The 15608-nt window shown below is 49.4% G+C and carries 13 protein-coding genes; 5 read left to right on the top strand and 8 right to left on the bottom strand.

From position 1 onward, the window contains the following. Window positions 1–6: 6 nt before the first annotated feature. Both DHAF_RS11850 and DHAF_RS11845 read right to left on the bottom strand, forming a co-directional pair. Window positions 7–888, bottom strand: a complete 882-nt coding sequence (locus DHAF_RS11850; RefSeq protein WP_005814621.1) for a diacylglycerol/lipid kinase family protein — start codon at window positions 886–888, stop codon at window positions 7–9. A 31-nt stretch (window positions 889–919) separates the two neighbouring features. After that, entirely contained in the window at window positions 920–2032 is a 1113-nt protein-coding gene (locus tag DHAF_RS11845) for an aminopeptidase (protein ID WP_011459608.1), read from the bottom strand. A gap of 146 nt (window positions 2033–2178) precedes the next feature. On the opposite strand from DHAF_RS11845, the gene DHAF_RS11840 reads away from it, so the two are divergent. Further along, window positions 2179–3087 carry an RluA family pseudouridine synthase gene (locus DHAF_RS11840; RefSeq protein ID WP_005814617.1) on the top strand — a complete coding sequence of 303 codons (909 nt, stop codon included), beginning with the start codon at window positions 2179–2181 and terminating at the stop codon, window positions 3085–3087. Window positions 3088–3548: 461 nt separating this feature from the next. Here the strand turns inward: DHAF_RS11840 and mscL are convergent, their stop codons facing one another. From mscL to plsY, 3 genes are read right to left on the bottom strand one after another with little or no spacing between them, the layout of a single operon-like run. Then, window positions 3549–4001 carry a large conductance mechanosensitive channel protein MscL gene (gene mscL, locus DHAF_RS11835; protein WP_005814614.1) on the bottom strand — a complete coding sequence of 151 codons (453 nt, stop codon included), beginning with the start codon at window positions 3999–4001 and terminating at the stop codon, window positions 3549–3551. Between the two features lie 13 nt (window positions 4002–4014). Beyond that, the gene (locus tag DHAF_RS11830; protein WP_015944001.1) at window positions 4015–5640 is read right to left on the bottom strand and encodes an aminotransferase class V-fold PLP-dependent enzyme; all 1626 of its coding nucleotides are present in this window, start codon (window positions 5638–5640) and stop codon (window positions 4015–4017) included. Then, on the bottom strand, window positions 5640–6248 hold the full coding sequence (plsY, locus tag DHAF_RS11825) for a glycerol-3-phosphate 1-O-acyltransferase PlsY (protein ID WP_005814612.1): 609 nt from the start codon (window positions 6246–6248) through the stop codon (window positions 5640–5642). The genes DHAF_RS11830 and plsY overlap by 1 nt, the downstream gene beginning before the upstream one ends. Before the next feature lie 93 nt (window positions 6249–6341). Between plsY and DHAF_RS11820 the strand changes: the two genes are divergently transcribed. Further along, window positions 6342–7247, top strand: a complete 906-nt coding sequence (locus DHAF_RS11820) for a class I SAM-dependent methyltransferase (protein WP_005814611.1) — start codon at window positions 6342–6344, stop codon at window positions 7245–7247. On the opposite strand, the gene DHAF_RS11815 is transcribed toward DHAF_RS11820, so the two are convergent. Beyond that, on the bottom strand, window positions 7223–8080 hold the full coding sequence (locus tag DHAF_RS11815) for a DegV family protein (protein WP_005814610.1): 858 nt from the start codon (window positions 8078–8080) through the stop codon (window positions 7223–7225). The two genes, DHAF_RS11820 and DHAF_RS11815, sit on opposite strands and share 25 nt — an antisense overlap. Before the next feature lie 281 nt (window positions 8081–8361). Here DHAF_RS11815 and DHAF_RS11810 point away from each other — a divergent pair, with 281 nt between their 5' ends. Next, the gene (locus DHAF_RS11810; RefSeq protein WP_015943999.1) at window positions 8362–9339 is read left to right on the top strand and encodes an Rpn family recombination-promoting nuclease/putative transposase; all 978 of its coding nucleotides are present in this window, start codon (window positions 8362–8364) and stop codon (window positions 9337–9339) included. Between the two features lie 121 nt (window positions 9340–9460). Here DHAF_RS11810 and DHAF_RS11805 read toward each other — a convergent pair whose 3' ends face one another. Next, window positions 9461–10369 carry a GNAT family N-acetyltransferase gene (locus DHAF_RS11805; RefSeq protein WP_015943998.1) on the bottom strand — a complete coding sequence of 303 codons (909 nt, stop codon included), beginning with the start codon at window positions 10367–10369 and terminating at the stop codon, window positions 9461–9463. A gap of 17 nt (window positions 10370–10386) precedes the next feature. After that, complete coding sequence (locus tag DHAF_RS11800) at window positions 10387–11286, bottom strand: DUF2156 domain-containing protein (protein WP_005814607.1); 900 nt, start codon at window positions 11284–11286, stop codon at window positions 10387–10389. Between the two features lie 206 nt (window positions 11287–11492). Here DHAF_RS11800 and DHAF_RS11795 point away from each other — a divergent pair, with 206 nt between their 5' ends. Both DHAF_RS11795 and DHAF_RS11790 read left to right on the top strand, forming a co-directional pair. Beyond that, window positions 11493–12659: a cation diffusion facilitator family transporter gene (locus tag DHAF_RS11795; protein WP_015943997.1), complete on the top strand. Its 1167-nt coding sequence runs from the start codon at window positions 11493–11495 to the stop codon at window positions 12657–12659. A gap of 45 nt (window positions 12660–12704) precedes the next feature. Beyond that, complete coding sequence (locus DHAF_RS11790; RefSeq protein ID WP_005814604.1) at window positions 12705–15353, top strand: cation-translocating P-type ATPase; 2649 nt, start codon at window positions 12705–12707, stop codon at window positions 15351–15353. Window positions 15354–15608: the final 255 nt, after the last annotated feature.

The raw sequence follows: 15608 nt of genomic DNA, 5'->3' as shown, positions 1-15608 counted from the left end.
GGTCCCTTAACAAAGCACAGTAAGCTTGGGCCCCATCTTGATCTCCCAGGGACTTTCCGGTCCCCACTCCCCATCCAGATCCGAAAAAACAGGCCTTTCCGTAAATACTTTGAGTTCCGAAGTCTGGAATTGAAGGATTTGATCACTGCTTACTTTACCGCCGCCTACCAGATGCAGAAGCATACGCATGGTATCCGGCCAGCCACTATGACGAACGATGACAAAATCCAGTTTCCCGTCATTCAAGGAAGCTTTGGGAATCAATTGTCTGAACCCACCTACGGAAACTCCGTTGACCGCCAAAATAAGCATGGCTTCTTCGCTGATCATGGTTCCTTCCCATTCATATTCCACCTTGAAGGGGCGATAAGTGGGCAGGGTTTCAATACCTTTCAAGTAATAGGCCAATTGACCTAAACGGTTTTTGACATGAACATCCACCTTGGGTGAGACGTCGGTCAGCAAACCGGCACTAAACACATTGACAAAATAACGCCCATTGACCTGTCCCAGATCCATGGCAAAGGGGGAACCCTGTACAATCACTTGGCAGGCTTCGGAAATTTTCTGCGGCAGGCGCAGTCCGAAGGCTAAATCGTTAGCCGTTCCTACAGGCAGGATGCCCAAAGCCGGGCGCTGGGAGGAAGGTATCTTCATCAAACCATTGACCGCCTGATGAATACTGCCGTCTCCTCCGGCAATAACCAAGCGTTCCACATCTGTGCTCAGGGAAGAAGTGTGCTCAATATCTGTGGGGGATTCCGTCCGATGAAGAGTGACTTCATACCCCCCTTCCTGAAACACGCGAATGACCGTGTCCATCTCCTGGATTAAGCGACGGCGACCGGCATAAGGATTATAGATTAGACGAAGTCTCTTCCTATTCATTGAACATATCTCCTTTGGCAACGGGGTAGCTCTATTTCAGATTTTCCGGGTTAAGTCCCTGCAGTTCGGGGATCACGAAGCGGCCATCCTGGCGGATGAGGACATCGTCAAAATAGATTGCCCCGCCCCCGTACTCCGGCCGCTGAATGCAGACCAAATCCCAATGGATGGCCGATTTATTGCCATTATAGCAATCATCATAGCAATTTCCCGGAGTGAAATGGAAGCTCCCGTCGATTTTCTCATCGAAAAGAGTATCCTTCATGGGATGAAGGATATACGGGTTAACCCCAATAGCAAACTCCCCAATATAGCGGGCCCCTTCATCCGTATTGAAAATTTCCTCGATGCGCTGGGTATCATTGGCTGTGGCCTTAACGATTTGGCCATCCTTAAATTCCAGTACGATATTCTCATAAGTAAACCCTTGATATAGGGCCGCTGTATTGTAAGAGATCCGCCCGTTCACAGATTCCCGGAGGGGTGCTGTATAGACCTCTCCATCGGGAATATTCATATGACCATCGCATTTAATCCCTTTCATTCCCTTAATGGAGAAGGTCAAATCCGTTCCCGGACCTGTAATCCGTACTTTGTCCGTCCGCTCCATTAATTGCACCAAAGGGTCCATAGCCAAGGACATTTTAGCATAATCCAGGTTGCAGACATCAAAGTAGAAGTCTTCAAAGGCTTCCACGCTGGTATTGGCCAGTTGGGACATGGAGGCGTTGGGATAACGCATAACCACCCATTTGGTATGAGATACCCGCTGCTCCATTACCGTTCTTAGATACTCTTTCTGATAGATGGTCATCTTGTCACCGGGGACATCGGAGAGCTCATTGGCATTTTCCCCTGCTCTGATGCCTACAAAGGCATCCATCTCTTTCATGCGGGCCAAATCCCAACGAGCCATGGCCTGAGCCTGCTCCTCGGTCATTCCTTTTAAAAGCTCCCGCAATAGGGTATGATTATTGACAGATAAAAAAGGATGGCCACCTGCCTCATAAGCATACTTTACCAGAGCCTGAGCCAGGGGAATCTCCAAGCCATTGACTTCAATCAGGACTTTTTCCTCCGGTTTCAGTTCAATAGCATAGTTGATAATGGTTTGTGCTAATTTTTCCATCCGCGGATCTTTCAATGATCTTGCCTTCTTTCTCTTGGTATTTATTATGTGCGCCACCTATTTGGCATATCTCTGTAATAATTCTATAGTCCTGCCGGAAATTCCTTTCTAAGGACGCCTACCACAAGACACCTACCACACGACAAGGAGCAGCATGCAGCATGAATCATGAGCAAGACCTTTGGACCTATACCCTCCAGCCCCAGGATGACGGAGTGAAATACCAGGACATCCTTTACCGCCGCTTCCATTTCTCCCGTAAATTAATCCAGCATCTGAAACAAGGAGAACGGGTCTGGGTCAATGGAGCGTTCACCTTTTTGACAACCCGGGGAAAAGCCGGTGAGACTCTGTCCGTCCAACTTCAACCCCCGGAAATCAATAGTATCCCCGGCGAAAACCTGCCCCTGGAGATTCTTTACGAAGACGACTATTTTATCGCCATCAATAAACCGGCCGGGCAGGTCGTTCATCCTACACCCCGCTATCCCAGGGGAACCATCGGCAACGCCGTTGTCGGCTATTGGCTGGCCAAAGGAGAAGCGCGCCCCTTTCGCCCCATCCACCGCATCGACCGCAACACCTCAGGAGTGGTCGTGATCGGCAAAAATCAGTTCGCCCACCAGCAGATGGCTTGGCAGCACGCCCATGGCCGCATTCACAAATGCTACCGGGGAATCGTAGAAGGCCAGGTGATGGAAGATCAGGGCACCATCAAGGCCCCTATTGCCCTTGCCCCGGACAGCTTTATCCAAAGACAGATTTCCCCGGAGGGCTCACCTGCAGTCACCCTTTACAAAGTTCTGGAGCGTTATCAAGACGCCTCCCTGCTGGAGTTTATCCTGGAGACAGGCCGCACCCACCAGATTCGGGTCCATTGCCAACATCTGGGGCATCCTCTTTTAGGAGACGACCTCTATGGGGGCAATCTGGCAAGAATAAACCGCCAAGCCCTCCACTCCTCCATCTACGAGTTCAACCATCCTCTGACCGGTGAACTCACCACCATCCAAGCTCCTCTGCCCGAGGATTTGCAGAGGCTTTTGCGGGAACTGGCCCGGGTCGAGTAGCTTTACCCACAACGCGTACTCCATAGCTTCAGGGCCGGGACTTGGGAGGCCCGAGGACCTGAGGCTCTTTGCAAGGCATCACTGAGCTCAACCCAAGCCCCTCCAGAGCCCCCCACTAAGCATCGCCGACCCTGCCGCCTCAAGCGGCGTCGGTAAAGACAGAAAAAGCAGCTCGGATAAGATTAGCTTACCCCACAGCTCCCACAACGCCCCGCCCATTTAAGCCCAAGAAGCGGCCCAAGGATTTTGTTTTACAGGAAGGAAGCGAATTTAAGCGAGCGGAAACAAAACTTCGCGAAAAGCACGCAGTGGAGTCGGGTTGGAAACAGGACGTTTCCAACCGGCCATTGAGCAGGAGCGATTTGGCCGGGCACCCGACGGAGCGGCGGGCTTTTCGCGTTAGTTTTGTCCGCGCAGCTTATTGAGCGACCGGTGTAAAACAAAATCCTGGAGACCTGCTTTCAAGGGCTCTCCAAAACCGAAGTACAATGAGGGCACCGTGTCGCCTCCTTATGGATTTCCACATAGCAATAAGGACAGGGCTTGGTAGCCTTTTCCTCTGCCACCTCTTCCTTAACTTCCTTCTTTCTGTTAAACCGGTTGATCTGCTTGATTACAATGAAAATAGTAAAGGCGATGATCAGAAAATCCACGACATTATTAATGAATAATCCATAATTCAAGGTAGGGACCTTGGCCGCCTGAGCCTCGGCAATGGTAGCAAAATCTCCCTTTCCCAGAGTAATAAAGGCATTGGAAAAATCCATCTGACCCAGGAGAAGCCCTACCAAAGGCATAATCACATCATTGACCAAGGAAGTGACGATTTTGCCGAAAGCGCCTCCGATAATAACGCCCACAGCCAGATCAATGACATTCCCTTTCATGGCAAATTCTTTAAACTCTTTCCACATTTTCTATTCTCCCTTACTTACCTTTTCTTAATCCACATTTCTTCATACATTCTGCCAGCATTTCCGGAAAGGCGTAAATTTGCTCAGGTTCATATTCCCCCATTAAGCAGATTTGGACCCAGTTGCGCTGAAAAAGATAGGCGCTGCGATAGCTGAGAACATAGCCCTCTTCCTCCAATAGCTCACCGCACTCCAGGGATGGCACTTCCCGGGGCAGTACCAGAGTAAGTATATTGGGGGCGGCGTCTTCCGGTAAGGCTAATACTTGAAATCCAAGCTCCTGCAGCTTCGCTCTGAGCCACTCCCCCTGTCTTTGGTTAATGCACAGCTCTCTTTCTGCCGCATAGTGCAAAGCCTGCTCCAAGGCATAGATGAGATTGGAGGATTGGGTAAAAGGAACCCCCTCCGACTGTTGATATAATCCCAGATCCATATAGCGGGGCAGTCTTCCGCCCTCCAGGGCCTGATTATAAAAGACGAAACTCAGCCCGGGATAGGAACAGAGGGCTTTGCCGCTGACTCCGGTGGCTAAATAGACCCCACTTAAGTCCACTGGTACCGCACCGATGGAACTCACGCAATCCACAGCCAGAGGAATGCGCTGGCGGTGACAGAGGGCCTTCAGTCTTGGCAAATCATTGAGCACTCCGGTGGAGGTTTCCAAATGGACCGCCCAGAGCCACTGAATCGAACCCTCCCCCTTGCTCAGGTGTTTTTCAATGTCTTCATAATCGAACCCTTTTCCCCAAGGAATACTATAGTCTTCAAAATTGAGACCTGCCCGTCGCGCCTGATCCAGCAAACGGTTCCCGAACTCACCGTTGCTGAGAACCAGGCCTTTTTTCTGCCCCAGAGCCGTGCGGAGATAAGCCCCCACCACATCATTGGCCAAAGTCCCTGATCCCAGCAGGATCTGAACATAGTGAACCTTCAGCCATTGGGCCAGTTGCTCTTTGATTCGGGCCATTACTGCCAGGAATTCCTCCGACCGGTGAGAACGGGGAGGTCTCCCTAAGGCCTCTTGCACTTCCCGGCGAAGTTTGACCGGCCCGGGAAGAAAATTCACACTATCTCTCCGGCCATCCTTGCTTTGGAAAGCCTTAAACAATTCGATAAGCTTTTGACTCATCTGCTCCCGTGTCATGTACATGGGCTGATAAGAAGCCGCCGCTGTCCCTACCAGAGGACCAAAAGGCTTAAAGCCCAGGTGATTATATAATTTCAGCTGCCTTACTGTACCAGAGATTACGGCCAGATCATAACCTTTTTTCTGACAATGCTCAAAAAGCAGGCTCATCAGCCCCAGCAGCACCCGCGTCCCCCGCACCTCCTTCTCCACGGCCAAGAGACGAATTTCGCAGATTGAGCTATAAGGAGGCAGATAGGAATCTAAATCCGCCAATTTCCGATCGATGGAAAAAGGCCGTTTGTCCCGGCAGGCCAACATCCCCATGAGTTTTCCCCGGTGCAAAGCGATGCAATAGGTATTTTCCTGGTGGAATGGATCAACCAGCCGTTCCTGGCTGTTCACTTCATGTTGAGGAATTTCTTTGACAAAGGTTTTGTAGTTTAAGCGGTGGATTTGTTCAAACTCCTCTTCAGCAGCGGCAATTTTAAAGCTTAAATCCGTACTTGCCATTACCTTCTCCTTTGCGATGATTTATTCAGCATCTCCCGGATATTCTTCCGGTGAGCCAAGAGTATGAAGATAGCCAGAACAGCCAAACCTGCCGACTGCTCAAAGGGTCTCGCCATGATCAAGGACAGAATGGGTGCGCCCAGAATCGCCGCCAGACCGCTTAAAGTGAATTGGCGGGTCAAAGCTAAAACAAACAGGAACACCCCTGCCGCAGCCGAAGCCAGCATGGGATCGACGACCAGAATTCCGCCCAGTGCCGGTGCGACTCCCTTCCCCCCGCGCAGGCCCAGCTGCAAGGGCCAGATATGCCCGGCCACACCTGCGATCAAACAAAGAATAAGGGTAGTCAGCGATAGGTTGAAATGCATGGACAAGGCCGGCGCCAAGGCTCCCTTGAGGGCATCACCCATTAAGGTAAGCAAAAATCCCTTCTTGCCCAGAACTCTTCCCGCATTGGTGGCCCCCGTTGCCCCGGACCCCTGGTTGCGAACATCTTCCTGCCGCCACAGTTTGACAAGATAGTACCCGGTGCTCATCCCTCCCAGGAGATAAGCACCCAAGATCATGAACAGATCGATCATCCCAGCCTCCTTTGATGCAAGCTTCATTTCTTCCCCTCTAGGAATATACTACCATATGTATGGAATATCTTTCCATATCCTTGACAGTTTATTATTCTGCTAAGAGAAAGGAAGGGTAGCATGGAAGCTGTTCAACTTGATTCGATAGAAAAAAACAAATCCATTGAAACCATGAATTACTTTGAGCTCTTAGCCTGGCTGGGCATTGGGAGCTCCCATCCGGGAGGATTTCCCGCCACCGTCAAAAACCTGGAAGTTATGGATGTCAACGACGGGGATTTCATTCTTGACGCAGGCTGCGGCAGCGGTCTTACCGCCTGCTATTTGGCCAAAAACAAGGGCTGCAAAATTATCGGTGTCGATATCAATTCCCAAATGATCGAAAAAGCCCGGCAGAGAGCCGAGCATGAAGGAGTAGCTCATCTGGTGGAATTCAGGGTAGCCGATGTCAACCGCCTGCCCTTTCCCGACGATCATTTTGATTGGATCATGTGCGAATCGATCACCGTCTTCTTAGATAAAGGCAAAGTCTATCAGGAGTTCTTTCGCGTCTTAAAACCTGAAGGCCGGATTGCCGATCTGGAGATGGCTCTGCTCTATGAGCTGCCCCCCCAGCTCCGCGCTCAGATGGAGCTCTGCTATGGCCAAGGCACTGATCCCCTGTCTTTTGAGGAGTGGAACAAAACCTTGACCGCAGCAGGGTTTGTGGACGTAGAAATCAAAAATCCCCAGGCCCTGCAGAACACCAACAGCAACCTCGTCTTAAACGAACTGAAAAATGACTGGATGCTGGTTAAGGATCTGGTGCAAAAGGTCTCCAGCCAACCGGGCCTCTACAGACGCTTGCAGCAAAATGCCAATTTTATGAAATACTATAAAGGGTATTTCGGCTTCGGCCTGGTGAGCGGCCGCAAGCCCACACCCCCGGAACCGCCTAAGCCGCCGACCTTTAAAGAGAGATGTGTGAATAAATTTAAAACCATCTTTAAGGGCAACTTTTTTCAGCGCAAATCATGTTCTGTATAATAAACGATCCCAATAGCGCCGGGGCCGACATGAAGTCCGATCACCGGACCGATAGGCATCACCTTAATATTGGCAGTGACCTTATCTTTAATTTTCTTCACCAAGGCCTGGGCTTCATCGAGGCAATTAATATGGTGAACCGCAATCTCCCCTAACCCATAGGCGCCGATGTCCTCAAGCATCTTATCAATCATGGCCAACACGGCTTTCTCCTTATGCCGCACCTTGGTCAGAACCAGAACCTTACCCTCTTCCACCGTGAGAATGGGAATAATTTTAAACAGATTACCGATTAAGGCACCGGCTCCGCCGATCCGGCCCCCCTTTTTCAAATAGTCCAGATTATCCGGTATAAACAAAAAACGACTGCGCTTAATCGTCTGCAGCACAACCTCTTTGACCTCAGCCAGGCTCTTCCTGGCTTGGGCAGCCCGGGCTCCCTGCATCACGGCAAATCCTAATTGCATAGAATTGGAGCGGGAATCAATGATCTCGATCTGGGCATCGGGATAGTTTTCCAGAACCATCTCTTTCGCTAATTGAGCGGTGGAAAAGGTCCCGCTCATATCGGAGGATAGGAAAATCCCGCACAAGCTTTCACCTGCCGAGACCACTTTTTCCATCTCCTGATAAAATTCACCGATGGAAGGCTGAGAAGAGGTGGGTATCCCCTTGGCTTCCATCATCTTGTAAAACTCTTCATTGGCTAAGTCGCTTTCCCGCAGTGATTGATCACCAAAAGAGACATTCAAAGACACCCGTCTTATCTCCAATTCTTGTCTTGCTTCATCATCTATGTAGCTTGTGCTATCGGTTAACACACGGACGGCCATTTGTTCATCTCCTTTTTTTATAATTACTTTCAATTCTACAATAAAAGAAGATAAAAGGGAATTAAGCCCGCTGCTAAAGCGGGCTTAATTTCACTATCTGGGAGTATAAACCTGCGTTATATACTCCTTAAGCATAAGGGCAACCAACGGGTTCTCCTTTTGTGAGGCGGGAAACTACCCTGACCCAAATCATTTTTATAATCTTTTTGTGTTCACTTCTTCATGGTATAATATGGGTAACACACTCCATAGGGTGTTTGCTAAGAGAGGCAGGTGAAAGTTTGAAAGAGTTCATCAGTCTGAAAATTGATTACGCCTTCAAACTTATTTTCGGCAAGGAGGGCAACGAAGCCATCCTCATTGCCTTTCTCAATGCCGCTCTCAAGCTGCCCCAAGAGCGCCGGATCGAAGAAATCACGATTATAAATCCGGAGTTGAACAAAGAATATCCAGAGGATAAGAAATCCATCCTGGATGTGCGGGCCATAACCAGCCAAGGGATGCAGATCAATATTGAAATTCAATTAAGCAACCAATATGACATGGAGAAGCGTTCCCTTTACTACTGGGCCCAGATGTACTCCCGCCAGATCAGAGAAGGTATGGCCTATAAGGAATTAACCAAGACCGTATCCATCAACATAGTGGATTTTAATTACTTGAAACAGACTTCAAGCTACCACAATGTATTTCATCTTTATGAAGATGAAGAAAAATTTCAGCTGACCGATGTTCTGGAAATACACTTCATGGAGCTGCCCAAGCTGCTGGCTAAGTGGCGAAAGCGAGAAATCAGTCTCTGGGAAAATGAATTGGTCCGCTGGCTGTTGCTCCTGGAAGGAGCGGATAATCAGGAAATCTTGCAGATATTGGAGGAGATTGCCATGAAAGATCCCGTACTGTATCAGGCCATGAACGCCTGGGAGGAAACCAGCGAGGATCCGCGCATCCGAGAAGCTTACTTTGATAGACGCAAGGCCATCCTGGATGAGAAGGCTGCCATCCGCGAGGCCGAGCTCCGGCTGCAGGAAGCCCTTGAGGAAGGGATGGCAAAAGGAATAGCGGAAGGCAGAGCAAAGGGAATAGCAGAAGGCAAAGCTGAAGGTAAAGCTGAGGGTAGAGCTGAGGGTAGAGCTGAGGGTAGAGCTGAGGGTAGAGCTGAAGTGGCGAAAAAGCTCTTGGTTCTGGGCTTTGAAATAACCAAGATCGCCGAAGCGACAGGATTGTCTGAGGAAGAAATATCAGGCTTAAAAGATTGATCCTCAAACCAAGCAACTCCAAATCCTCCCTTAAAAGCCAAAAGAACAGAAATTGTGGTTAATCACAATCCTGTTCTTTTTTGTTTACAGAAAAGAACCCCGCTGCTAAAGCAGGGCTGATTCAGTCGAAAGCAAGCCCAAGATAAGCCCCTTCTCCAGGTAGGCTGTCCTCTTGATTAGTAGGTCCGGATTCCCGGGAACTTGTTCTTTTCAACATGCCAAAGGAGCGGATCTGACCGCCTATCCCCTGACCCCAAGGGGCAGGTGTCCGGATGATGAATTCCTGAGCCGGGATGGTTTGGGCCAAGGCCTTCAATCCCTGAGCAATCAGCGCCTCGGGAATTAAAAGCTCCTTAACCAAAACCTTATCCTCAGTCAAACATTCCACAGCCGCGCACCCCTGAACTTCCCCGCTGCTTAGTTCGTAAAGGTCTGCCCCGGAAAGCCGGGAAACCTGTTTTTGATAGGCAACCTCTTCTTCCCCATAGGCGATATAAGGGGTTCCGCGGAGAAGCTGATTGCGGATGCTGTTATAAGTTTGAGGAAGGGCAGCCGCAACCGCAAGGTCCGGCGTTTCCTTACCCATAACCCTAATCTCATCACGGTTCAGTACCGCTTCACGAAGGGTAAATCCTGCCTGGTACCCTTGCCTCTCATAAAAGCCGAACAGCTTCTCTTCAGCAGGTACCAGGACACACAACTCTATCTGCCGGCTTCCCAGATAAGCCAAGGCCCACTCCATCAGCTCCGAGGCCATCCCCCGGCGCTGAAAATCCGGATGAGTGGCAATGGCATAAAGCATAGCGCCTTGCCTGGTCTTCTCCCCCTCAGGACCGTCCACATATTGGATCGGAATCATGGTCAGCATCGCCGTAATGACCTGATCGACAAGATAGACAGCAACCTGTTCCGGCTGAAAACGCCGGGCAAAATAAAAATCAATAAAGGAATCCTCATCCCCAAAGCAAAGCTTCCAGATAGCTTTCAGTCGCTCCATATCGGACCAAAGAGCCGGCCGCATTTCTTTCATAGCTGTCTCCTTATCGCCTAGGCAAAATACCGGGCCAGGAACTTCTCTTCCATTTTATCCGGATGATAGGATAGTTTTGCTTTGCGCAACCCCTCATACCCCATGTCCTCTTCCCGGTTCACATAGATCATATCCGGATAGGTTTCCCTGATCCATCGCACAAATTCCCGGTTAATCATTTGGTAAGCCCCTTGAATCTCCCCAAAGGCCTTCTCCACATGGACCACATAAGTATCGGAATTGAGCCGTTCTCCCATGGTAAAGGCCACTATCCTGCCATCCGCCCGCAGTAATCCCCCTTCCAGCTCCAGGTCTGTGAAGTAATCAAAATCCCGTTTTACAGCACAGTATTCAGCCCTTAGCTGCTCATCGTCTTTACAGTCATTCCTCCGACACCATTCCAAATTCATTTCCCAGCATTCAGCCAGGTTTTCCGGAGTGAGCAGCTCGAAAGCCCAGATATGATTGGCCTCGAAGCGATTGATATGGTTTCGCTTGGCCTGGAGCTTTCTTCCGGCCAGTGTAGCCAGCTTCTCCGCCTGATAGACATAATCAAAGCTATCCCGCATTTCTTCATATTCAAAATGCTCAGGATACAACTCCTTCAAAGTCGCCATATTTTCCGGGGAAATTCCCAGTACTATAAATTCATGCCCATTTTCCTGAGCATCTTTTTTCATTGCTTCCAGAACCGGCTGCACATCACCGGTGCCTGCCGGATAAAAATAATAATAGGTTTCTCCCAGCCGTCCTTTGATCACAAGATAATCCTCCACTTGAGCCACCTGGTAGTGATACGTCCCCGACCATGAAAATAAATTCGTAAAATTTTGATGACAACCACCAAGATCCGCAGCTTCCAGCAGCGGTTTTACCCACTCTTTATCTCTCATCTCTATCTTCTTAAAGTCAATCATATTCTATCCACCTTATGTTCTGCTATTTTTGTAATTGTCCTAGGCATGATATTATTATATTATAGGAATAACTTACCAATGTCTAGAATCCCCCCCTGCTCTCCTTAGAGCACTTCTATTATAATACCTTATTTTTTCTTCGAATCAAAGTGACAAATCTTTGGGATGCTATTCATTGAAGTATCCGCTTAGGAAGGGGTAAACCATTGATCAAATTTATCATTCGCCGCTTTATTCCCCACCATGAAAACATCTCAGATAAGCGGGTCCGCGAACAGTATGGAGTTCTAGCGGGAGCATTAGGTATCATCTGCAACCTGATTTTATTTATACTTAAGCTTTTGCTGGGGCTTTTTATGAACAGTATTGCCGTTATTTCCGACGCTTTTAATAACCTCTCCGACTGCGGCTCCTCCGTCATCGCCATCATCGCCGCCAAAATGAGCAACCGGCCTCCGGATATAGAGCACCCCTTTGGTCACGGCCGGATCGAATACATCTCTTCCCTGGTCGTCTCCTTTATCATCTTTATGGTCGGCATCGAACTTCTCAAAAATTCCTTCACTAAGATCCTTCACCCGGAAGAGGTCCTTTTCAGCTGGATTTCTCTGGTTATCCTGCTTTTTTCCGTTGTCCTGAAAATCTGGATGTTTTCCTATAACCGCTACATCGGGCATACCATTAATTCAGGAATCAATAAAGCCACTGCTTATGACAGTCTTAACGATGCCTTAGCCACCAGTGCCGTCATCCTTTCCACATTGATCGGTCACGCTTTTGATCTTGCCATTGACGGGTACGTCGGTCTGCTCATCTCCCTTTTCATCCTTTATACAGGATATAATGTGGCCAAGGAAACAGTCAATATTCTATTGGGCTCCTCCCCTAACCCCGAGTTGTGCAATCAGGTCAAAGACTTCGTCAATGAAGGAATGTACATTATCGGCACTCACGATCTAAAAGTTCACGATTACGGCCCAGGCCGCACCATCGCCTCCATTCATGCCGAGATTCAGGATACGGTAAACATCGTCGACGCCCATTTGATTATTGATGACTTGGAAAAACGCATCTCCGAAGAACTGAACATCAATATTGTCATTCATATCGATCCCATTACCACCGACAAAGAAAAAATTAAAGGTATGGAGGAGATCGTTAAATCCGCCGTGAAGGAAGTAAATAACTCCTTTGTCGCACATAATATCCGTATGACCATCGGCTATCGCTGTATGAATGTCATCTTTGAATTATCCGTCCCCTCTCCCCAGGTCCCAGCTGCCGATACTATCCGCAAGGATATTATTCATAAACTAAAAGAAAAAGACCCCCAGCTCAATGTGATTGTCAATTCCGTCACCGCCTTGACCTAAAAACTATTGACTATACACAAATGGAAATTGGAGTGTGATCCAACGATGTGGTTTGCCAAATCTCAGGAAGAAACGCTTAAAGAGCTCAATGTAAACCCTGCCACCGGGCTCACCAGCCAGGAAGTCCAAGCCCGCCTGGAGCAATACGGAACCAATAAGCTTAAGGGAAAACCCAAGAAAAGCTTAATCGCCTTGTTCTTTGCCCAATTGAAAGATATGCTGATTTATGTCCTGATCGGTGCTGCATTAATCACTTTCTTTATCGGGGAATATGTGGACTCCATCATCATTCTCCTGGTGGTGGTCCTCAACGCCGCCATTGGCGTTTTTCAGGAATTCAAAGCCGAAAAAGCCATTGAAGCCTTGCAGCAAATGACTACTCCTAAAACACTGGTCCGCCGGAACGGCGAGGTCCTGGAAATCCAATCGGAGGAACTGGTGCCCGGAGACATTGTCCTCATCGATGCCGGCCGCTTTATCCCAGCCGATCTGCGCCTCATCGAGAGTGCCAATCTCCAGATTGAAGAGTCGGCTCTCACCGGTGAATCCGTTCCCACGGAAAAAGTGGCCCAGGAAGTCCTTCAGGACCCTAAAACTCCCCTTGGCGATCAAGTGAACATGGCCTTCATGTCCACCTTAGCTACTTATGGCCGGGGTGAAGGGGTGGTGGTGGGCACCGCCATGGAAACAGAGATCGGGAAAATCGCCAAGATTCTCGATGAGGAGATCGATGAGATGACCCCCCTGCAGAAGCGAATGGAAGAGCTGGGGAAGGTCTTGGGCTATCTGGCCATCGGCATCTGTGTCCTCATCTTTGTCATCTCCTTTTTCCAGAAGCGGGACCTCTTTGAGATGTTCCTGACCGCCATCAGCTTAGCTGTGGCCGCCATCCCTGAGGGTCTTCCCGCTATTGTCGCCATTGTCCTGGCTCTGGGGGTCACCCGGATGTCCAAAATCAATGCCATTGTCAAAAAACTGCCTGCTGTGGAAACTTTGGGCTCTGTAAATATTATCTGTTCGGATAAAACCGGAACCCTGACGCAAAACCAAATGACAGTGGTCAAGTATTACACACTGAATAATTTGCAGGAGGTGCCCCGGGAGGGCTCAGATTTTGACGCAAGCATTCAGGCCAAAGAGCTGATGAAGACCTTTGTCCTTTGCTCAGATGCTACTTATGAACAGGGCCAGGGCACAGGAGATCCTACGGAGATTGCCCTGGTGGTCTTAGGGGAGCGCTTTAACCTGGGAAGAAAAACCTTGCATGCCGAATATAAGCGGGTAGGAGAAAATCCCTTCGATTCCGACCGCAAACTCATGTCCACCCTCAATGAAGAAAACACAGGCTACCGGGTCCATACCAAAGGAGCGATTGACAATCTTCTCAAGCTTTCAACCACCGCCTTAGTTGACGGCAAGGTGGTCCTCCTTACAGAAGAGATGAAGCAGGAGTATCTCCGTGTGGCTGACGAAATGTCCGACGCTGCTCTACGGGTGCTGGGGGCCGCTTACAAAGATGTGGACAGAGTGATCAGCCCCCAGGAGATGGAGCAGGCTCTGACCCTCATCGGCATGGTGGGCATGATCGATCCTCCCCGCCTGGAAGTCAGGGATTCCATCCGGGATGCCAAGCTGGCCGGGATCACACCGGTCATGATTACCGGAGACCATAAAAACACCGCTGTGGCCATCGCCAAAGAATTAGGCATCGCTGAGTCCATCGAGGAAAGCATGACCGGCGCTGAGATCGATCAATTGTCCGACGAAGAATTTTCCCGGCGCATCGGCAGTTTGCGGGTCTTTGCCCGGGTATCTCCGGAGCATAAGGTTAAAATCGTCAAAGCTTTCAAATCCCATGGCAATATCGTCTCCATGACGGGGGATGGGGTCAACGATGCTCCTTCCTTGAAGAACGCCGATATCGGTGTGGCCATGGGAATCACCGGTACGGATGTCTCCAAAGGCGCCGCCGATATGATCTTAACCGATGATAATTTCACCACCATCGTCCATGCTATCGAGGAAGGCCGCAATATCTATAACAACATCAAGAAATCGGTGATTTTCCTTCTCTCCTGCAACCTGGGGGAGATTGTCGCCATCTTCTTCTCCGTCCTCTTTTTCTGGCCCGTTCCCCTGCTCGCCACCCAGCTTTTATGGATTAACTTAATCACCGATACCCTGCCGGCCATTGCCCTGGGTGTAGATCCCGGTGATAAAGAAGTGATGCGGCAAAAACCCCGCAACCCTAAAGAAAGCTTCTTTGCCCACGGTTCAGGCATCAGGGCCATCATCGGCGGTGTCTTGATCGGTGCTTTAACCCTGGTAGCCTTCTACATAGGGCTTCGTGAATACGGCTATACCTTAGGATCGACGGATATCCCCGCTGATATCCTCACCTATGCCCGCACCATGGCCTTTGTGGTTCTGGCGGCTTCCCAGCTTTTCTACTCCCTGTCCATGAGACATGCCACCAAATCCATTTTTGCTGTAGGCATCTTTTCCAACCGCTACCTGATTGCGGCTATTATCGTCGGTTTATTGCTGCAGCTGATGGTGATCTCCGTCCCCTTCCTCTCCAGCGCCTTCAAGCTGCAGATGCTCTCTTTAAGAGATTGGGGAATTGTCCTTTGCCTGGCGGTTATCCCCCTCGTTCTTAAGGAGATCTATAAACTCTTTCTGCGCAGTAAGTAATAAACCCGCACTACGCCGGTTCTTTCCCCGCTAAGTTCTTTGCCGCAGCAAGCACCCTATATAAAAAATAAACGCTATAAACCGCAGAGCCTCCCGGTACAAGATATTTCTTTTCTTGTGCCGGGAGGCTCCTACTTATTACTATTATTTTTTATGGTTTACCGTAGAATCACTACGTTTCAGGCTGAATTTCTCCCGCGGCCGACGGAAACACAGGAGGGAGTTTGCGCTGGCAAACCGGACAATATTTCGCAT

The organism is Desulfitobacterium hafniense DCB-2 (assembly GCF_000021925.1).
Lineage (GTDB): Bacteria > Bacillota > Desulfitobacteriia > Desulfitobacteriales > Desulfitobacteriaceae > Desulfitobacterium > Desulfitobacterium hafniense.
The sequence above is the reverse complement of the archived record's forward strand: the minus strand, read 5'-3'. Positions and strand labels throughout refer to the sequence as shown.